Here is a 19497-nt window from a genome sequence, read left to right on the forward strand (position 1 = left end):
GCCACCCTCGTCCCGCCGCGCCGGCACCACCGCGGTCCGCGCAGCGCACCGCGACCGGCCGGCCGGGACGGACCCAGGAAAGGACCCGCGCGCCATGAACCGACCCCCGGACGGCCCCCGCCCCGCTCCCACCCACGCCCAGGTCCTGGTCGTCGGGGGCGGGCCCGTCGGCATGCTCCTCGCCGCCGAACTCGGGCACCACGGCGTGTCCACCCTCGTGCTCGAAGCCGAACCGCGGACCGTCGACCAGCCCAAGGCGGGCACGCTCCACGCCCGCACCGTGCAGGGCCTGGCCCGGCGCGGCCACCTGCACGCGCCCGCCGCGACCGAGGACCGGCTCGGACGCAGTGCCGCCGACGCCTTCCACTTCGCGGGCATGCCGGGACTGGTCATCACCGCCCCCGCCACCGAGCCCGGACCCATCGTCGGACGCTCCCAGGCCGACCTGGAAAGGGACTTCGAGCAGCGGGCCCGCGAACGGGGCGTCACCGTGCTGCGCGGACACCGCGTCACCGACATCGGCCAGGGGCCCGACGCGGTCGAGGTCACCACCCAGGGACCGGACGGAGTCCGGCACTTCACCGCCGAGTACGCCGTCGGCGCGGACGGCGCCCGCAGCACCGTGCGCGAGCTGATCGGCTTCGCCGAGGACACCCATCCGGCGACCGTGTCCGCCCTGCTCGGCCTGGTCCGGCTGACCGACCCGGACAGCGTGCCCTACGGCTGGCACCGCACCCCGCGCGGCTGGACGGTCGCGGGCGTCAACCCGTACGGGCACAGCCGGTTCATCACCATCGACTTCCGCGGTCCGCACCCCGACCGGCACTCCCCGCTCACCCTCGACGAACTGCGCCGGGAGGGCGAGCGCATCCTCGGCCACGGCGTGCCGATGGCCGACCCGCTCTTCTTCTCCCGCTTCAGCGACTTCACCCGGCTGGTGCGCGACTACCGCCAGGGCCGGGTGTTCCTCGCCGGTGACGCCGCCCACGTGCACTTCCCCGTGGGCGGGCAGGGGCTCAATCTGGGTCTGCAGGACGCTCTCAACCTCTCCTGGAAACTCGCCCACACCCTCGCGGGCACCGCGGGCAAGGACCTTCTCGACACCTACGACGCCGAGCGCCGGCCCGCGGGAGCGCGCGTCATCGACAACACCCGGGCCCAACTCGCCCTGATGCGGCCGGACCCGAGCCTCGACCCGCTGCGCGACCTCGTCGGCGGACTCCTCGGGCTCGACGACGTGAACACCCACATCGGCCACATGATCAGCGCCCAGGAGACGGTGTACCCCGCCCGCACCGGACGCGGCTCCCGCTGGGAGGGCCAGTTCCTGCCGAACCTGCCGCTCACCACCGACGACGGGCCCACCGACCTGACCCGGCTGCTGCTGCCGGGCCGTCCCCTGCTGCTCCTGCTCGGGGAGGCCGGCGCGGTCCACCGCGCTCCGGGCGACGGCTGGGCCCACGTGCTGCGCACGGTGTCCGCGACCACCGCCCGGCCGCTGCCCTGGGACGCCGTCCTCGTCCGGCCCGACGGGTACATCGCCTGGGCCCCGGACGGCGGTTCCCTCACCGGCACCCTGCGCCAGTGGTACGGCGAGCCCCGCTGACGGGCGCGCCGGAGGGCGGGTGCGCAGCACCGCACCCGCCCTCACCGGCCCGCACTCACCTCAGCCGGAGCACCGGCTCACCAGCGCACCGGCAGCGAGGTGGGCCGGCGCAGCACCGTCCCGTTGTCCCAGGGCACCTCGGCCGGGTCGACGGCCAGGGCCAGGTCCGGGAACTCCTGCGCCAAGCGGGTCAGTACGGTCACGATCTCCATACGGGCCAGCGCGGCGCCCATGCAGTGGTGCATGCCGTAGCCGAACTGCAGGTGGCGCTTGGCGGAGGACCGGTCGGGGTCGACGGTCAGCGGCTCCGGGAACGCCTCGGGGTCCCGGTTGGCGGCGAAGGCGTCCGGGTAGACCACGCTGCCCGCCGGCACGAGCCCCTCGGTCGTCTGCAGATCCCGGCCCGCGATGCGCGGGAACGCGGAGATCGTGCCCAGCGGGATCAGCCGGATCAGCTCCTCGGAGAGGCGCGGGGCGATCCCGGGATCGTCGGCCAGCCGGCGCCACAGGGCGGGCGCCGAGAGCAGCGCGTACAGCGACTTGGTCAGCACCGACACCACGTTCTGGTCGGCGCCCAGCAGCGAGCCGAAGAAGATGCCGGTCAGCTCGGCGTCGTCCATCGGCGGCTCGGCCCGGTCCCGGTCGGCGCGGAAGCGGTCGATCAGCCCGCCGGGCACCACCGGCCGGGCCCCGGTGACCAGGTCCTGGACGTATCCGTACACCCGGTAGAAGTGCTCCACCAGGTCCGGCACGTCCTCGTGCGAGGCGATCTGCACGATCCGCGCCGACGGCCGGAAGTACGGCACGTCCTCGATCGGTACGCCGAGGAAGTGCGCGTTGACGGTGATCGGCACCCGGTCGACGAGGTCGGTGAACAGGTCGGGGGACCCGGCCGAGCGCAGCCGCGCGATCCCCTCGTCCACCACGCGGTCGAGCACCGGGCGCAGCCGCTCGGTGCCCGCCGCGCTGTAGTCGGCGGAGACGAAGCCGCGGACCCGGGCGTGGTGCGGGGCGTCCAGGTTGAGCAGCAGCTCCTTCGGCATCACGGTCGGCAGGAAGCTCGGCCCGTCCTCGACGTTGGTCTCGGTGCGGCCGGACGCAGGGTCGGTGAGCACCTTGTGCACATCGGCGTAGCGCGTCAGGTGCATGACCTTGTGGCCGCTGGGCAGCTGGATGAGCGGGACGCCCTCCGGGCTGCGCTCGTCGAGCACGGTGAAGGCCGGGACGGGATCGAGGTGGGGTATGTCCGCGACGGTGACGGCCGCGGACGTGACGGTAGTGGTCATGTGTGCTCCGTGGGGAAGAGTGGTGCCTCAGACGAGGGCGGGCAGTCCGGTCAGGCCCGCCAGGTCGCGTACGGCCTGGGCGTTGTTGCGGAACTGCACCGCGCGCCAGCCGACCCGACGGGCCGCCGCGCAGTTCTCGGCGAGGTCGTCGACCAGCACGCACTCCTCGGCCGGCACCCCCGCCTCCTTCTCGGCCCGCCGGAAGATCTCCGGATCGGGCTTGCGGACGCCGATCCGGCAGGAGTCGACGATGCAGTCGACCTCGCCGACGGGCTCGACGATCGCGCGCCAGTAGGGCTCCCACTCGACAACGTTGTTGCTGAGGATGCCGACCCGGTAGCCGTGCTCCTTGGCGTGCAGGGCGGTTGCCACCATCACCGGGTTGGCGCGGACCCCCTCGAACCACTGCTGCCCGAACTGCTCGAAGCGCGCACGGGACAGGTCGATGCCGGGGTTGGCCTCCCCAAGGACCCGGACCATGGCGCGGCCCCATTCGGGCTCGGTGAGCAGGGCCAGTTCGAGGGGTGCCAGGGGTTCGTGGCCCAGTTCGGCGGCGACCGCGGCGAGCGCGGTCTTCATCTGGCGGGGCGTGATGCCCGTACGCACGTGGTACGAGTCGAAGAGGTCGTCGAGCGGCGGCGAGAGCACGCCACCGAAGTCGAACCAGATCATGGGCTGGGGCACTGCGGGATCTCCTTGTGTCGCCCGGGTACGGATGACGGGCTCTCAGACACCCGCGGTGGCGTAGCCGAACCGGTTCAGCAGGGCTCCGGCGATGGGGCTGGTCAGGGTGAGGTGCACCCGGGCCCGGGCGATCTGCTCCTCCTGGCTCATGGTGATCTCGAAGGCCACCGAGTCCGCGGTCGGCGATTCCACGACCCGTACGAGACAGTCGGTGGGCAGTTCGAACTCACCGAAGCGGGTGAAGTCCGTCTCCACGCGCGTGAGGAGGAGCCCCCGCGGCGAGAGGCCGAACAGCTCGAACGCGGCGTGCACCGCGGACTGCCGGAAGCCCTCGAAGATCAGCGCACCCGGGATGTGGTCCAGCGGGTGGTCGAAGAGCGCCGGGTTCTCCTGGTCGACGATGACCTGGGTGAGCACCTCGTACTCGCGCACCTCGGTCTCGGACAGCACCACGTTCTGCGGGGAGATGCGGCCCACGGTGATCGGGGCGACGCGATGTCCGGTGTGGTGCGGGCGGGCGGTGCCCAGCGCGAGCGCGGCACGCCCCTTCTCGCGCATCCGGTTCCAGGCGCGGCCCGGCATCCACTGGCAGGTGGTGCGCATGGTCGCGGCCTCCCGCCCGTCCACGGTCAGGACCATGTCGAGCGTGCTGCCGGTGACGACCCCGTCCCGGTGCTTCAGCGCCGCCTGCCGGGCGTGGATCTGCGCGTGGCCCGGCCGGGCGCCGATGTGCAGGGCGGTGACGTCGGTGACGATCATCTCGCCGCCGTTGAAGATGAACTTCTCGTCGACGGCGGCGTCCAGGAAGGTGTGCGCGGTGTAGATCGACGCCTGGCGGAAGACCTCGACGAGGAGCAGCGGATCGTATACAGCGGGCGTGGTGACCTGGTCGTTGTAGTAGCTGTGCACCCGCGGGAGCTGCGCGGCGATCAAGTATTCGTCCTCGGCCAGCCGAATGGAGTCGGTCAGGAACACCTCGCAGACGGCCGCTCTGTGCACCAGGGCCCGGGTCACGGTGCTCGAGTAGCTGAGTTCGGTTTCCAGGATCGTGGACATGGCTGAGTTCCCCCTCTTGCATGCAGGTACGCCTCCGAACGGAGGTACGCATGTGACCGTACCTTGATTGACCGCCCGACCACCGTGGCGTACGCCACTTCCATGGCGGATACACCGTTAACAACTCGTGTCGTAAGCAGCCGGAGGCTGTCCCGGAATAGCGCGTTTTGGAGCGCCTTGCGAAGCGTATCGCGCCAGGTCAGACGGGATTTCAGGGGCCCGCGGAGGAACTCCCTCCGCGGGCGCCGCCGCCTGACGGGGCGTCCGATCGACAACCGGCGTTTCGGCCAACGGGCCGCCGCGCCCCCGCCCCGGCCGCGACCGGGCCCCGGTCGCCGCCCGGCCCCGGCTCCCGAACCGGCCCCCGGAGCCGACCCCGATGCACGCAGATGTCCGCCGTGGCCCGTTTTCGTCCCGTCGCCGACCCGTCGGGGCGCCCCCGACCGGCGGAACGCAGCAGGGAGCCACCCCCGCCGACCGTTGCCGGGGGAACGAAAAATGCCCTCCGACACCGCGTTTCCGCAGGTCGGAGAGCATTTATCTGTGGAGCCTAGGAGATTCGAACTCCTGACATCTGCCTTGCAAAGGCAGCGCTCTACCAACTGAGCTAAGGCCCCATGGAAGTGGACGCACCCCTCCCGCGCGGGCGGTGTGGTCGTTCCGCAGAACAGAGTACCGGGTGTACCCCCTCATCTCGCAAAATGATAGGGACTCCCGCCGTGCGACCACTCTCCGTAAGATGCTCGCGAGGTTCGCACCAGCGAAGGGGAGTAGTAAGAGTGGACGCAGTACAACAAGAGGCCACGGCCAGAGCCAGAGAGCTTCAGCGCAGTTGGTACGGGGAGCCGCTGGGAGCGCTCTTCCGCCGGCTCATAGATGACCTCGGCTTGAACCAGGCCCGCCTCGCTGCCGTCCTCGGACTGTCGGCGCCCATGCTGTCCCAGCTGATGAGCGGCCAGCGCGCCAAGATCGGGAACCCGGCCGTGGTCCAGCGCGTCCAGGCCCTCCAGGATCTCGCCGGCCAGGTGGCCGACGGAAGCGTCAGCGCGGGGGAGGCCACCGACCGGATGGACGAGATCAAGAAGACCCAGGGAGGATCCGTCCTCAGCAACAGCGGCCAGACCACCACCGGCTCCGGCGCACCCACCGTCAAGCGGGTCGTCCGCGAGATCCAGTCGCTGCTGCGCTCGGTCTCCGCGGCCGGCGACATCATCGACGCGGCGAACACCCTCGCCCCCAGCCATCCGGAACTGGCAGAGTTCCTCCGGGTGTACGGCGCGGGCCGCACCGCCGACGCGGTCGCCCACTACGAGGCCCACCAGAACTGACACGCACGACGGCGGACAACGGGTGACGGGGGACGGGCACAGCGATGGGTGAGGTCTTCGCCGGTCGGTACGAGCTGATCGATCCGATCGGGCGCGGGGGCGCGGGTGCCGTGTGGCGGGCCTGGGACCACCGCCGTCGCCGCTACGTCGCCGCGAAGGTCCTCCTGCAGAGCGACGCGCACACGCTCCTGCGGTTCGTGCGGGAGCAGGCGCTGCGGATCGACCATCCGCACGTACTGGCTCCCGCCAGCTGGGCGGCCGACGACGACAAGGTCCTCTTCACCATGGACCTGGTCGGCGGCGGCTCGCTCGGCCATGTGATCGGGGACTACGGGCCCCTGCCGCCCCGTTTCGTGTGCACCCTGCTCGACCAGCTGCTGTCGGGGCTGGCGGCGGTGCACGCGGAGGGTGTGGTGCACCGCGACATCAAGCCGGCCAACATCCTGATGGAGGCCACCGGAACCGGGCGGCCGCACCTGCGGCTGTCCGACTTCGGCATCTCGATGCGCAAGGGCGAGCCGCGGCTGACCGAGACCGACTACGTGGTCGGCACGCCGGGCTATTTCGCCCCCGAGCAACTCCTGGGCGCCGAGCCCGACTTCCCCGCCGACCTCTTCGCCGTGGGGCTGGTCGCCCTGTACCTCCTCCAGGGCCGCAAGCCCGATTCCGGGGCGCTGGTGGAGCACTTCCTCGCCCATGGCACCCCGGGCGCCCCCGAAGGCGTTCCGGCCCCCCTGTGGGACGTCATCGCCGGCCTGCTGCAGCCGGATCCCCAGAGCCGCTTCCGGACGGCCACGGGGGCGCGCAAGGCCCTTGCCGAGGCCGTGGAGCTGCTGCCGCCGCCCGCCCCGGACGAGGATCCGGTGGAGGTGTTCGACCAACTCGGCCCGCTGCCGCCCGGCTTCGGCCCGCAGGGGCCGCCGGAGCGACCCGGGCGACCGGACCCGCGGAGCACGGGCCCGGCGACCCCGCAGGCGCCCGTCCCCCTCGCCGCCCCCGCTTCCGCGACGCCGGCGGCTCCGGCTTCCACGCCCGCCTCCCAAGGCTCCCCGGCCTCCGTGACGGTGGCCGCGGAGCCCACGCGTACCGACCCGCGCGCCACGGCTCAGAGCGCCGCCACGGGCCCGACGGCGCCGTACCCCGCCGCTCCGGCCGTCCCGGCGCAGGTGCCCGGGTACGGGCCCTCCGAGACGGGCAGTTTCCACCTGTCGCCGCCCACCGTGCCGGTCCCCGCGCCCCCCGCCGGGCCCCTGGTGCGCGCGGGCGGCCGGATCGCCCCGCCCCCGCCGAAGGCGGTGGCCTCGCTCCTCGCCGCGGCGCTGCTCTGCTTCGCCGTGGGCGTCTGGGCCCTCACCCAGCTGTAGTCCCGCGTCCGCGCCGCCCGAGCAGCGTCCAGCCGCCGAGCACCAGCAGCAGGAGCGTCCCGGCGCCGAAGCCGGCGCCCGCCACGACCCGCATCGCCGAGTGCCGCTCGGCCGCCTCGGCGGCCTCCGGGGCGGTGAGCCCCTCCTTCGCCGCGGCCCGGTCCTCGTCGCCGACCCCGAAGCCGCCCGCGGCCGGACTGCCCCGGTACGCGGGCGCCTTGGCCGGCGTACCGGCGACCTCCAGGCGCAGGGTCAGCGGTACGGGCGCCGCGTCCTCGGTGAACTCGGCGACCTTCGACCCCATGGTGACCGCGACGTAGTACCAGCCCGCGAGGGACACCGGCTGCACGCTCCGGTCGCTGGCGAACCGGTTCTCGTAGGCGACGGGCGGGGTCCTGTCGAAGGTGACCCCGGCCTGCTTGCCGTCGTACGAGACGTCCTTGTCGGAGATCAGCCCGCGGTAGGGGCTGTAGAGGGAGACGGTGAGCCCGCCCGAGGCGGACCCGTAGCTCTTGGTCATCTTCGCGGCGGCCAGTTCGGCGCTCAGGCCCAGCTGCTGCCCCCAGTCCAGCGGGACCCGGTAGTAGCGGGTCTGCCCCGGCCGCATCTCGTCGCGCCACACCCCGGCCCCCAGGGCCCGGGCGTCGTTGAAGCCGGTGCCGCCGCTGCGGGCCACCGGCTCGGAGCCGGGCAGCGCGGGGGCGCCCGAGGGCCAGCTGCCGGGCGCGGTGGTGGGGCCGGCGCCCGGGCCGCGGCCGGGCTCCCGCTGGACCTTGATCTCCAGCGGCCACGGGCTCTGGTCGTAGCCCTTGGCCGAGGTGCGCGTGACCTTGGCGTAGTACACGCCCGCGGGCGCGCAGTCCGCGTCCTCCGCGCCCCACCGGACGCCGGCCGCGCCGATCGGGTAGGCGTCGTAGCCGAAGTTCGCCCGGCCGGTGCTGCCCGGGCAGGAGCGCCCGGCGGTGGTCATGATCTCCACCTCGATGCCGTCGCCGCCGGAGACCTTCGCACCCGCCGCGGGCCGCACCACCGCGGAGACGTAGACGTTGGACTCGTCCTTGTCGAGGACGAGCCGGTACACGCGCTCCCCCGGTCCGAGCGTGTCCGCGTAGACGTTCCCGGCTTCGATCAGCGGGGCGTCCGCGGTGGAGGGCTTGCCCTCGACCGCCCTGGCGCCGTCGGCGGCGCGGTAGGTGGGCAGGGGACCGGGCGCGGCCCCCTCGGCGTACGCGACCCCCGGCAGGCCCGCCGCCAGGCCCAGGGCCGCCGCCCACACTGTCGTCCGTCCCCGAACCATCACGCCCACCCCGGGTTTGCTAGCGCAAGTCAAATCTTTGCATAACGTAAGTTTTCGTCACAGAACAGCACAAAGCCCCGACCGCAGCGGCAGCCGGGGCTTCATGGGATCAGCCTTGGGTCTCACACACCGGAACCAGAGGGCACGGAGTCAGTTGCCTCCGTCCACAGGTCCTGCTCGGCGCGGTCCGCCTGGATCTGGCGGTACACGAGGAGCCCGCCGATGGCGGCCAGTGCGACCAGGAGCAGCTTCTTCACCGCGCGACCTCGTCTTTCGTTGACGTAGGGGACTTCTGGCGCCCAACAATACACACCGACCGATACCGATCGGTGACCTCCCGGCCCACCGACCGACCCACCAACTGGCCCAACGACAAAGACCCCCAGGCCTTGGCCTGGGGGTCTTCGACACTGTGGGGCTAACAGGATTTGAACCTGTGGCCTCATCCTTATCAGGGATGCGCTCTAACCAACTGAGCTATAGCCCCATCCGCGCTGCGCGCTGACTCCTGAAGATTAGCGCACAGACCCGGTCAGGCCAAAATCCGTTGCCCAGAGGCGTCTGCGCAGGTCATCCGACCCGTCGCGGGCGCTCCGCCGGAGGACCTACTCGTCCTCGGCGAGGGTCAGTTCCACACCGCCGACGAATCCCGCCGACAGGTTGTAGATGAACGCGCCCAGCGTCGCCAGTGCCGTCGCCAGCACCACGTCGATCACCGCGATGACCGAGGTGAAGATCAGAACGCGCGGCAGCGACAGGAACGACTGGAGGTCGAAGCCGTTGCCCTCGTTCGACCCGGTCGCCTCGCTGATCGTGCCGCCGACGGTCGAGAAGACGCCCATCGCGTCCATGACCATCCACAGCACCACCGCCGCCACGATCGTGCAGATGCCGAGCGCGATCGACAGCAGGAAGCTGACCTTCATGACCGACCACGGGTCGGCCTTCGCCACCCGCAGCCGCGCCTTGCGCGTACGAGGGGCCGTACGGACCCCCGGGCGCGGCTTGCGCTGTGCACCGCCACCCGTGCCCCCGCGCGGCGTCCCCGGGCCCGAGGGCGCCGTGTAGGCCTGCGGCGGGTGGTACGGCTGTGCGGGCTTGTCCTCGCCGGTGTCCGCGCCGGCCGCCGGCTGCGGTCCTCGGGTGTCCGTCACGGTTCCCCCCTGGGAGTCCGCGGCGGGGCCACGGGCACCGTTCGCTCCAGTCTTGGCCGGTCCGGCGCCCGTGGCTCCACTCACGACTTACTCCTCGTGCTCCCCGGCCGAAGGCTGCGTGCCCTCGGCGGCCTCGGCGGCCTGTCCGTCGGCCACCTCGGTCTCGTTCTCGTCGGCCTCGACCTCGTCAGCTTCCTGACCTGCCTCGGCGTTGCGCGCGATGCCGACCACGGCATCCCGCTTCCCCAGGTTGATCAGCTGGACGCCCATGGTGTCACGGCCGGTCTCCCTGACTTCGTTGACGCGCGTGCGAATCACACCACCGCCGAGCGTGATGGCGAGAATCTCGTCGCTCTCGTCGACCACGAGCGCCCCGACGAGCGAACCGCGGTCCTCCACGATCTTGGCGGCCTTGATACCCAGGCCGCCACGGCCCTGGACGCGGTACTCGTCGACCGGCGTCCGCTTGGCGTAGCCGCCGTCGGTCGCGGTGAAGACGAACGTACCCGGCCTCACAACGCTCATGGAGAGCAGTTCGTCACCTTCACGGAAACTCATGCCCTTCACGCCCGAGGTGGCCCGGCCCATCGGGCGCAGCGCGTCGTCGGTCGCCGTGAAGCGGATCGACTGCGCCTTCTTGCTGATCAGCAGCAGGTCGTCCTCGGCGGACACCAGCTCGGCGCCGATCAGCTCGTCGTCGCCGCCGGCCTCGGTCTCCCGGAGGTTGATCGCGATGACGCCGCCGGAACGGGGCGAGTCGTAGTCCTTGAGCGCCGTCTTCTTCACCAGGCCGCCCTTGGTGGCCAGGATCAGGTAGGGCGCCGCCTCGTAGTCGCGGATCGCGAGGATCTGGGCGATCTTCTCGTCCGGCTGGAAGGCCAGCAGGTTCGCGACGTGCTGCCCGCGGGCGTCACGGCCGGCGTCCGGCAGCTCGTACGCCTTGGACCGGTAGACCCGGCCCTTGTTCGTGAAGAACAGCAGCCAGTGGTGCGTGGTGGAGACGAAGAAGTGGTCGACGAGGTCGTCCTGCTTCAGCTTCGTGCCGCGCACGCCCTTGCCGCCGCGCTTCTGCGAGCGGTAGTCCTCGGTCTTGGTGCGCTTGACGTAGCCGCCGTGGGTGATCGTGACGACGATGTCCTCTTCGGCGATCAGGTCCTCGATGGACATGTCACCGTCGAAGGGCACCAGCTTGGAACGCCGGTCGTCGCCGAACTTCTCGACGATCGCCGCCAGTTCCTCGCTGACGATGGAGCGCTGGCGCTGCTCCGAGGCCAGGATGGCGTTGTACTCGTTGATCTTGGCCTGGAGCTCGTCGTGCTCGGCGACGATCTTCTGGCGCTCCAGGGCCGCGAGGCGGCGGAGCTGCATCTCCAGGATCGCGTTCGCCTGGATCTCGTCGATCTCCAGGAGGCCCATCAGGCCCTCGCGCGCGATCTCGACCGTGTTGCTGCGCCGGATCAGCGCGATGACCTCGTCGATCGCGTCCAGCGCCTTGAGCAGACCGCGCAGGATGTGGGCGCGCTCCTCCGCCTTGCGCAGGCGGAACTTCGTGCGCCGGACGATGACCTCGATCTGGTGCGTCACCCAGTGGCGGATGAAGGCGTCGATCGACAGCGTGCGCGGCACGCCGTCCACCAGCGCCAGCATGTTCGCACCGAAGTTCGTCTGCAGGTCGGTGTGCTTGTAGAGGTTGTTCAGCACGACCTTCGCGACGGCGTCGCGCTTCAGGACGATCACCAGGCGCTGGCCGGTCCGCGACGAGGTCTCGTCACGGACGTCGGCGATGCCGCCGACCTTGCCGTCCTTCACCAGGTCCGCGATCTTCTGCGCGAGGTTGTCGGGGTTGGTCTGGTACGGCAGCTCCGTGACCACCAGGCACTGGCGGTTCTGGATCTCCTCGACCTCGACCACCGCGCGCATCGTGATGGAGCCGCGACCGGTCCGGTACGCCTCCTCGATGCCCTTGCGGCCCACGACCAGGGCGCCCGACGGGAAGTCGGGGCCCTTGATCCGCTCGATCAGCGCGTCCTGGAGCTCCTCGTGCGAGGCCTCCGGGTGCTCCAGCGCCCACTGCGCACCGGCCGCGACCTCGCGGAGGTTGTGCGGCGGGATGTTGGTCGCCATGCCGACGGCGATGCCGGCGCTGCCGTTGACCAGCAGGTTCGGGAAGCGCGCCGGAAGGACCGTCGGCTCCTGGTTGCGGCCGTCGTAGTTGTCCTGGAAGTCGACGGTCTCCTCGTCGATGTCCCGGAGCATCTCCATGGCCTGCGGCATGAGCTTGCACTCGGTGTAGCGCATCGCGGCCGCCGGGTCGTTGCCCGGGGAGCCGAAGTTGCCGTTGCTGTCCACCAGCGGCATGCGCATCGACCACGGCTGGGCCAGGCGGACCAGGGCGTCGTAGATCGAGCTGTCACCGTGCGGGTGGTACGTGCCCATGACGTCGCCGACGACACGGGCGCACTTGTAGAAGCCCTTCTCGGGCCGGTAGCCGCCGTCGTACATCGCGTACAGCACGCGGCGGTGCACCGGCTTGAGGCCGTCGCGCACGTCCGGCAGGGCGCGCGAGACGATGACGGACATCGCGTAGTCGAGGTAGGAGCGCTGCATCTCCGTCTCGAGCCCGACGGGCTCGATGCGCAGCACGGGCTGCTCCTCCGCGGGATTCTCGGCGGTGGGGGTGGTTTCGTCGGCCATTGCTGGTCAGAAGTCCTTTCAGGCGGCGGTCAGCGGAGCCGACTCAGATGTCGAGGAAGCGGACGTCCTTGGCGTTGCGCTGGATGAACGAGCGCCGTGCCTCGACGTCCTCGCCCATCAGCACCGAGAACAGGTCGTCGGCCTGCGCCGCGTCGTCCAGCGTGACCTGGCCGAGGACGCGGTGGTCCACGTCCATGGTGGTGACGCGCAGCTCCTCGGCGTTCATCTCGCCCAGACCCTTGAAGCGCTGGATCGAGTCTTCCTTGATCCGCTTGCCGTTCTGCTTGCCGAGCTCCACCAGCGCGTCGCGCTCGCGGTCCGAGTACGCGTACTCGAAGTCGTCCCGGCCCCACTTGATTTTGTAGAGCGGCGGGCGCGACAGGTACACGTGGCCGGCCTCGACCAGCGGGCGCATGAAGCGGAAGAGGAAGGTCAGCAGCAGGGTGTTGATGTGCTGGCCGTCGACGTCGGCGTCCGCCATCAGGATGATCTTGTGATAGCGGAGCTTCTCGATGTCGAAGTCCTCGTGCACACCGGTACCGAAGGCACTGATCAGCGCCTGGACCTCGGTGTTCTGGAGGATCTTGTCGATACGGGCCTTCTCGACGTTCAGGATCTTGCCGCGGATGGGCAGGATGGCCTGGTACATCGGGTTGCGGCCGGACTTCGCGGAGCCACCGGCCGAGTCACCCTCGACGATGAAGATCTCGCACTTGGTCGGGTCGTTCGACTGGCAGTCGGACAGCTTGCCCGGCAGCGAGGCGCTCTCCAGCAGACCCTTGCGACGGGTGAGGTCGCGGGCCTTGCGGGCCGCGACGCGCGCCGTGGCCGCCTGGATCGACTTGCGGATGATGTCCGCGGCCTCGACGGGGTTGCGGTCGAACCAGTCGTTGAGGTGCTCGTGGACGACCTTCTGCACGAAGGTCTTGGCCTCGGTGTTGCCCAGCTTGGTCTTCGTCTGGCCCTCGAACTGGGGCTCGCCCAGCTTGACCGAGATGATCGCCGTCAGACCCTCGCGGATGTCCTCGCCGGCGAGGTTGTCGTCCTTCTCGCGCAGCAGCTTCTTGTCGCGCGCATAACGGTTCACCAGACCCGTCAGAGCCGCGCGGAAGCCCTCCTCGTGGGTACCGCCCTCGTGCGTGTGGATCGTGTTCGCGAAGGAGTAGACCCCCTCCGTGTACTGCGAGTTCCACTGCATCGCGATCTCGACCGAGAGCATGCGCTCCTTGTCCTCGGCCTCGACGTCGATGACGGTCGGGTGGATCAGCTCGCCCTTGCGCGAGTTGAGGTACTTCACGAAGTCGACGATGCCGCCCTCGTAGTAGTACTTCACCGTGCGCGCGGTCGGCTCGGCCGTGTCCGCGTCGGGGTCGTCCGCGCCGACCGTGGCCTTCGCCGACTCGCGCTCGTCGGTCAGCGACAGGGTCAGACCCTTGTTGAGGAAGGCCATCTCCTGGAAGCGCCGCGACAGCGTCTCGAAGGAGTACTCGGTCGTCTCGAAGATGTCGCCGTCGGCCCAGAAGGTGACCGTGGTGCCGGTCTCGGCGGTCTCCTCGTTCTTGGCCAGCGGGGCCGTCGGCACGCCCAGCTTGTAGTCCTGGGTCCAGCGGTGGCCGTCCGTCTTGACCTCGACCGCGACCTTGGTCGACAGCGCGTTGACGACGGACACGCCGACGCCGTGCAGACCGCCGGAAACGGCGTAGCCGCCGCCTCCGAACTTGCCGCCCGCGTGCAGGACGGTCAGCACGACCTCGACGGCCGGCTTGCCCTCGGACGGAACGATGCCGACCGGGATACCGCGACCGTTGTCGACCACGCGCACCCCACCGTCGGCGAGGATCGTCACGTCGATGGTGTCCGCGTGCCCGGCCAGCGCCTCGTCGACGGAGTTGTCGACGACCTCGTAGACGAGGTGGTGCAGACCACGCTCACCCGTCGAGCCGATGTACATACCCGGCCGCTTGCGGACCGCGTCCAGGCCCTCGAGGACCTGGATCGCACTGGCGTCGTAATTCTTCTCGTTGGAGTCGCCGGAATCGGCCACGAAGCGCCCTTTCTGGCACAGCGCAGCCCGTACCCCGGACCAGCAAGTGCGCCGGCGGGAGCGGCCGCGTCGTTCTGCGTTGTCTGCTCGATCCCGCGAACCGGCGGGATTCGCTTCAGTCTACCGGTACCACGGACATGAATGGGGGTTTGCCGGTACCTGAGTCCGCATGTGCCGCCCTGAACCTCCTCTCTCCGACTCCCCACATCCGGGAAGGGGCTCAAAGAGGCTCACACGGGCATCCAGCCCTTCGGGCTGTCAACCTCCGACTACCGTGAGGGACGCCACCCGAAACTGCTCATCGCCGGCCCCGCCGGCGGTCGGGGCGCGGGGTCCGGAGCGGCGCCTCGGGGCCCGCGGAGCGGGCTGCGTCCAGCGCCCACGGGCAACCCCGCAGGGGACCGGGCACGGGACCCGGCGGGCGACCCGGCGGGGGCCGTCACCCGTAGGTGTCCCCGGGCCCCTTGCTGCCCGGCGCCCGCCAGGGCCCGTACCCCTTCGGCCGTCCACCGGGGCCGTGCACCTTGATCATCCGCACGGTGCCCTGCCCCAGATCCGCGTTCAGCCGCGCGACCAGCTGCGGAGCCAGCAGCTTCAGCTGCGCCGCCCACGCCGAGGAATCGCACCGCACGACAAGTTCACGGTCCTCGTAGCGCTGCGGTTCACAGTGCGCCGCGATCTCCGGGCCGACGATCTCCGACCAGCGCTCCATCACGCCCGCCACCGCCATCGGCATCTCCCAGCCGCGTTCGGTGCGCAGCCGGTCCAGCGCCGCCATCAACGGCATCGGGTCCCGGCCGTCCGCCCGGGCCCCCGAGCGCAGCCCCGGCTGCTGGCGCCGCTTCCCGCCGGCCGCGTTGCCCCGGGCCCGCGCCTGCTCGCGCGCCGCCGCCAGGGCCTGGCGCGCGAGGTCCACCCCGGATGCCTCCGGGGTCCTGCGACCCTCCTGCGGGTCCTTGCCGGGATCGTTCACAGCCGGGTCACCTCACCGCCGGACACCCCGAACCGCGTACCCACCAGCACCCCCGGGACGTCGTCGTCGACCGCCGCCGTCACCAGTACCTGCTCGCCGGGGGCCACCAGCTCCGCCAGCCGCTCCCGGCGCCGCGCGTCCAGCTCCGCGAACACGTCGTCCAGGATCAGCACCGGCTCGCTGCCCTCCGAGCGCAGCAGCTCGTACGAGGCCAGCCGCAGGGCCAGCGCGTACGACCAGGACTCCCCGTGGCTCGCGTACCCCTTGGCGGGCATGTCGCCGAGCCGCAGCAGCAGGTCGTCGCGGTGCGGGCCCACCAGGGTCACACCGCGCTCGATCTCCTGCTTGCGCACGTCGGCCAGCGCCGCCAGCAGCACCTCGTAGAGGGCCTCGCGGGTGCGCGCCGTGCCGCTGTCGACCGGCTCCCCGGCCGAGGACCGGTACGCCAGCCCCAGCGGGCCGCCGCCGGGCGCCAGCTGTTCGTACGCCTTGTCCGCGAGCGGCAGCAGCGTGGCGATCAGATCGAGCCGCTGCGCCAGCAGCTCGGCGCCCACCCGCGCGAGGTGCTGGTCCCACACGTCGAGGGTGGAGAGGTCCAGGGAGCGCCCGCCGTGCCGGCGGGCCATCGCCGCGGACTTCAGCAAGGTGTTGCGCTGCTTGAGCACCCGTTCGTAGTCGGAGCGGACCGCGGCCATCCGCGGCGAGCGCGCCGTGACCAGCTCGTCCAGGAACCGCCGCCGCTCGCCCGGGTCGCCCTTGACCAGGGCCAGGTCCTCCGGCGCGAACAGCACCGTCCGTATGATCCCCAGCACGTCCCGGGGCCTGACCTGCGAGGACCGGTTGATGCGGGCCCGGTTCGCCCGGCCCGGATTGAGCTCCAGCTCCACCAGCTGCTGCCGCTCGCCCTGGGTGACGGCCGCACGGATCACCGCGCGGTCCGCGCCCATCCGTACGAGGGGGGCGTCCGAGGAGACCCGGTGGCTGCCGAGGGTCGCGAGGTAGCCGATCGCCTCGACGAGGTTGGTCTTGCCCTGGCCGTTGGGGCCCACGAAAGCGGTGACGCCCGGGTCGAGGGGAACCTCGGCCCGGGCGTACGAGCGGAAGTCGGCCAAAGAGAGATGCGAAACGTGCATACGGCGCCGACCTCCCCCGGCTTCCCACTGCTCGCTGTGGTGCTGTGCTGCTGTCTTCCTGCTGTCCTGTGCGGTGCGGAAGGCTAGGCCTTCTCGACCGCGTGGCCGCCGAACTGGTTGCGCAGCGCGGCGATCATCTTCATCTGCGGGGAGTCCTCCTGCCGCGAGGCGAACCGCGCGAACAGCGACGCGGTGATCGCGGGCAGCGGCACGGCGTTGTCGATCGCCGCCTCCACCGTCCAGCGTCCCTCGCCGGAGTCCTGCGCGAAGCCGCGCAGCTGCTCCAAGTGCTCGTCCTGGTCGAGGGCGTTCACGGCCAGGTCCAGCAGCCAGGAGCGGATGACGGTGCCCTCCTGCCAGGAGCGGAAGACCTCGCGGACGTCGGTGACCGAGTCCACCTTCTCCAGGAGCTCCCAGCCCTCGGCGTAGGCCTGCATCATGGCGTACTCGATGCCGTTGTGGACCATCTTCGCGAAGTGGCCCGCGCCGACCTTGCCGGCGTGCACGGAGCCGAACTCGCCCTCGGGCTTGAGGGCGTCGAAGATCGGCTGGACCCGTGCGACGTGGTCCTTCTCGCCGCCGTACATCAGGGCGTAGCCGTTCTCCAGGCCCCAGACGCCGCCGGAGACACCGCAGTCGACGAAGCCGATGCCCTTGGCGGCGAGCTCCCCGGCGTGCTTCTCGTCGTCGGTCCAGCGCGAGTTGCCGCCGTCGACGACGATGTCGCCGATCGAGAGCAGTTCGGCGAGCTCGTCGACCGTGGACTGGGTGGCCGCACCGGCCGGGACCATCACCCACACGACGCGGGGGGCCTGCAGGCTGTCCACAAGTTCCCGCAGGCTGTGGACATCCGCGAGGTCCGGGTTGCGGTCGTATCCGATGACGGTGTGGCCTGCGCGGCGGATGCGCTCGCGCATGTTGCCGCCCATCTTGCCGAGACCGACGAGACCAAGCTCCATCTGGTGGTTCCTTAAGCGTTGTGGCCGTCTTTGCCTGGGCTTCCCCGGGTGTGTCCTCGCCGGACGCGCAGGGGGTCGCCCACCGGGTCCGAGCCTACGCCCGGCCGCCTCGACGGGCCCTGCGGGCGCTCCAGGGGGACGGGTCCGGCTTCGGGGCCCTACCGGGCCCCCGGGGCCGGTCGCGCCGCCCTGCACCGCTGTGGACGACGTCGGGCCCGGTCCCGCTGCGTGCGAGACCGGGCCCGACGTCGACAGGCGGGGCGTCAGCCGGACAGGCGCACCGGCATGATCAGGTACTTGTACGTCTCGTCGGCTTCCGCGTCGATCGCCGGGCGGCCGCTGAGCAGCGCGGGCTTGGTCGACGTGGTGAAGCTGAGCTGGGCCACCGGGGAGGCGATCGCGCTCAGACCGTCCAGCAGGAAGGTCGGGTTGAAGGCGATCGAGATGTCGTCGCCGTCCAGCTGGGCGTCGACCCTTTCCACAGCCTGTGCGTCGTCGGAGGAGCCGGCCTCCAGGATCAGCACGCCCTGCTCGAAGCTGAGGCGGACCGGGGTGTTGCGCTCGGCCACCAGGGCCACGCGCTTGACGGCCTCGACGAACGGCGCGGTCTCGATCACGGCGATCGAGTTGAACTCCGTCGGGAACAGGGTCCGGTACTTGGGCAGGTCGCCCTCCAGCAGCCGGGTGGTGGTGCGGCGGCCGGCGCCCTCGAAACCGATCAGACCCTCGCCCGCACCGGAGCCGGACAGCGCCAGGGTCACGGTGTCACCGCTGGTCAGCGAGTTGGCGATCTCCTGGAGCGTCTTGGCGGGCACCAGGGCCACGGCGGACGCGTCCGGGTTCTCCGGCTTCCACAGGAACTCGCGGACCGCGAAGCGGTAGCGGTCGGTGGAGGCCAGGGTGACGCGGTCGCCCTCGATCTCGATGCGGACACCGGTCAGCACCGGCAGCGTGTCGTCACGGCCGGCGGCGGTGGCCACCTGCTTGGCGGCGGAGGCGAAGACCTCGCCGGCGACGGTGCCGGTCGCGGTCGGCATCTGCGGCAGTGCCGGGTACTCCTCCACAGGCAGGGTGTGGAGTGTGAATCGCGAGGAGCCGCAGACCACAGTCGCCCGTACACCGTCTGTGGAAATCTCCACCGGGCGGTTGGGGAGGGCGCGGCAGATGTCGGCGAGCAGCCGGCCGGAGACCAGGACGGTGCCGTCCTCCTCGACGTCCGCCTCGACGGAGACGCGGGCCGAGACCTCGTAGTCGAAGCCGGAGAGGCTCAGCGTGCCTTCCTCGGCCTTGAGCAGCAGGCCCGCGAGAACGGGCACCGGCGGCCGGGCCGGGAGGCTGCGGGCGGCCCAAGCCACCGCCTCCGCCAGTACGTCGCGCTCCACCCGGATCTTCACCGGAACCGCCTCCTGCTGTTGCTCGCTCGTCTGCCGGCCTTCGTCGTCGGCTCGTCGATGCCTCGACCGATGCCGGGGACCAGTCTGACGTACGGCGCCGACAGTCGGTGCGGCCGGCGGTCAAGTCGGGAGCGAGGCGTCGGGGCGGGCGATCGACGAGTTGTGCACAGGACCCGCTTGAAAACCGAAACCGGCCTAACTCTCTATGGGGGTAGTAGTAGGGCCTGTGGAAACGGTGGATAAGCCCGTTTTCGCAGGTCAACCCCGGTTTTTTATCCACCGACCCTGTGGGTGACACCCGTGGACAACCCCGTGTCTCTGTGGAGAACAGAAAGTTCTGCACAGGCTGTCCCCAGGGGACCCCGACTACTCCACAGGTGTGTCCCCAGCTTTCCCCCGGTACTCCACAACCCAAACGTCTACATCCGTGTGACGGCTTTCACTCCGGGCGGTGAGAGGGGGTGGTGTGTTGCCGAACAGTGGACAAGGGTGTGGAGAAGGCACCGGATCCTGTGCACAGGACGT

At 70.9% G+C, this 19497-nt stretch carries 14 protein-coding genes, 2 tRNA genes and 1 pseudogene; 3 read left to right on the top strand and 14 right to left on the bottom strand.

What is annotated here, in order from left to right; genetic code table 11:
• Positions 1 to 94: 94 nt before the first annotated feature.
• Entirely contained in the window at positions 95 to 1606 is a 1512-nt protein-coding gene (locus B6R96_RS18040) for an FAD-dependent monooxygenase (RefSeq protein WP_081522959.1), read from the top strand.
• Positions 1607 to 1683: 77 nt separating this feature from the next.
• On the opposite strand, the gene B6R96_RS18045 is transcribed toward B6R96_RS18040, so the two are convergent.
• The 4 genes from B6R96_RS18045 to B6R96_RS18060 all read right to left on the bottom strand — a co-directional run bounded on the left by B6R96_RS18045 (position 1684) and on the right by B6R96_RS18060 (position 5249).
• Entirely contained in the window at positions 1684 to 2892 is a 1209-nt protein-coding gene (locus B6R96_RS18045; RefSeq protein ID WP_081522960.1) for a cytochrome P450, read from the bottom strand.
• Between the two features lie 27 nt (positions 2893 to 2919).
• Positions 2920 to 3576: an HAD family hydrolase gene (locus B6R96_RS18050; RefSeq protein ID WP_234431601.1), complete on the bottom strand. Its 657-nt coding sequence runs from the start codon at positions 3574 to 3576 to the stop codon at positions 2920 to 2922.
• Positions 3577 to 3618: 42 nt separating this feature from the next.
• The gene (locus B6R96_RS18055; RefSeq protein WP_081522961.1) at positions 3619 to 4632 is read right to left on the bottom strand and encodes a ScbA/BarX family gamma-butyrolactone biosynthesis protein; all 1014 of its coding nucleotides are present in this window, start codon (positions 4630 to 4632) and stop codon (positions 3619 to 3621) included.
• Positions 4633 to 5176: 544 nt separating this feature from the next.
• A tRNA-Ala gene (locus tag B6R96_RS18060) sits at positions 5177 to 5249 on the bottom strand.
• A gap of 162 nt (positions 5250 to 5411) precedes the next feature.
• Between B6R96_RS18060 and B6R96_RS18065 the strand changes: the two genes are divergently transcribed.
• Together B6R96_RS18065 and B6R96_RS18070 are read left to right on the top strand one after the other, a co-directional pair.
• The gene (locus B6R96_RS18065) at positions 5412 to 5960 is read left to right on the top strand and encodes a helix-turn-helix domain-containing protein (RefSeq protein ID WP_030383913.1); all 549 of its coding nucleotides are present in this window, start codon (positions 5412 to 5414) and stop codon (positions 5958 to 5960) included.
• Positions 5961 to 6004: 44 nt separating this feature from the next.
• Entirely contained in the window at positions 6005 to 7324 is a 1320-nt protein-coding gene (locus tag B6R96_RS18070) for a serine/threonine-protein kinase (RefSeq protein ID WP_081522962.1), read from the top strand.
• Here the strand turns inward: B6R96_RS18070 and B6R96_RS18075 are convergent.
• The 10 genes and pseudogenes from B6R96_RS18075 to dnaN all read right to left on the bottom strand — a co-directional run bounded on the left by B6R96_RS18075 (position 7311) and on the right by dnaN (position 18972).
• Positions 7311 to 8621 carry a hypothetical protein gene (locus B6R96_RS18075; protein WP_237291447.1) on the bottom strand — a complete coding sequence of 437 codons (1311 nt, stop codon included), beginning with the start codon at positions 8619 to 8621 and terminating at the stop codon, positions 7311 to 7313. The genes B6R96_RS18070 and B6R96_RS18075 overlap by 14 nt on opposite strands.
• Positions 8622 to 8743: 122 nt before the next feature.
• Positions 8744 to 8878 carry a DLW-39 family protein gene (locus B6R96_RS38170; RefSeq protein WP_208809277.1) on the bottom strand — a complete coding sequence of 45 codons (135 nt, stop codon included), beginning with the start codon at positions 8876 to 8878 and terminating at the stop codon, positions 8744 to 8746.
• Positions 8879 to 9034: 156 nt separating this feature from the next.
• Positions 9035 to 9108, bottom strand: a tRNA-Ile gene (locus B6R96_RS18085).
• 118 nt (positions 9109 to 9226) lie between these two features.
• Positions 9227 to 9775: a DUF3566 domain-containing protein gene (locus tag B6R96_RS18090; RefSeq protein WP_030383916.1), complete on the bottom strand. Its 549-nt coding sequence runs from the start codon at positions 9773 to 9775 to the stop codon at positions 9227 to 9229.
• Positions 9776 to 9862: 87 nt separating this feature from the next.
• The gene (gene gyrA, locus B6R96_RS18095) at positions 9863 to 12469 is read right to left on the bottom strand and encodes a DNA gyrase subunit A (protein WP_053701238.1); all 2607 of its coding nucleotides are present in this window, start codon (positions 12467 to 12469) and stop codon (positions 9863 to 9865) included.
• A gap of 43 nt (positions 12470 to 12512) precedes the next feature.
• Positions 12513 to 14534: a DNA topoisomerase (ATP-hydrolyzing) subunit B gene (gene gyrB / locus B6R96_RS18100; RefSeq protein ID WP_030383918.1), complete on the bottom strand. Its 2022-nt coding sequence runs from the start codon at positions 14532 to 14534 to the stop codon at positions 12513 to 12515.
• A 418-nt stretch (positions 14535 to 14952) separates the two neighbouring features.
• Positions 14953 to 15486 carry a DUF721 domain-containing protein gene (locus B6R96_RS18105; RefSeq protein WP_030383919.1) on the bottom strand — a complete coding sequence of 178 codons (534 nt, stop codon included), beginning with the start codon at positions 15484 to 15486 and terminating at the stop codon, positions 14953 to 14955.
• Entirely contained in the window at positions 15483 to 16619 is a 1137-nt protein-coding gene (gene recF / locus B6R96_RS18110) for a DNA replication/repair protein RecF (RefSeq protein WP_030383920.1), read from the bottom strand. Before recF ends, B6R96_RS18105 begins: the two co-directional genes overlap by 4 nt.
• Before the next feature lie 83 nt (positions 16620 to 16702).
• Positions 16703 to 17656 (bottom strand): annotated as a pseudogene (gene gnd / locus B6R96_RS18115) (phosphogluconate dehydrogenase (NAD(+)-dependent, decarboxylating)); the annotation flags it as partial.
• A 185-nt stretch (positions 17657 to 17841) separates the two neighbouring features.
• Positions 17842 to 18972, bottom strand: coding sequence for a DNA polymerase III subunit beta (gene dnaN, locus B6R96_RS18120; protein ID WP_030008411.1), 1131 nt, complete (start codon positions 18970 to 18972; stop codon positions 17842 to 17844).
• Positions 18973 to 19497 lie beyond the last annotated feature (525 nt).

Source organism: Streptomyces sp. Sge12 (assembly GCF_002080455.1).
Classification (GTDB): domain Bacteria; phylum Actinomycetota; class Actinomycetes; order Streptomycetales; family Streptomycetaceae; genus Streptomyces.

Bases quoted from the DNA above. Each gene is read 5' to 3' on its own strand.
- B6R96_RS18045 (WP_081522960.1), bottom strand. From the start codon at position 2,892: ATGACCACTACCGTCACGTCCGCGGCCGTCACCGTCGCGGACATACCC.
- B6R96_RS18075 (WP_237291447.1), bottom strand. From the start codon at position 8,621: ATGGTTCGGGGACGGACGACAGTGTGGGCGGCGGCCCTGGGCCTGGCG.
- B6R96_RS18040 (WP_081522959.1), top strand. From the start codon at position 95: ATGAACCGACCCCCGGACGGCCCCCGCCCCGCTCCCACCCACGCCCAG.
- recF (WP_030383920.1), bottom strand. From the start codon at position 16,619: ATGCACGTTTCGCATCTCTCTTTGGCCGACTTCCGCTCGTACGCCCGG.
- gyrA (WP_053701238.1), bottom strand. From the start codon at position 12,469: ATGGCCGACGAAACCACCCCCACCGCCGAGAATCCCGCGGAGGAGCAG.
- B6R96_RS18070 (WP_081522962.1), top strand. From the start codon at position 6,005: ATGGGTGAGGTCTTCGCCGGTCGGTACGAGCTGATCGATCCGATCGGG.
- B6R96_RS18055 (WP_081522961.1), bottom strand. From the start codon at position 4,632: ATGTCCACGATCCTGGAAACCGAACTCAGCTACTCGAGCACCGTGACC.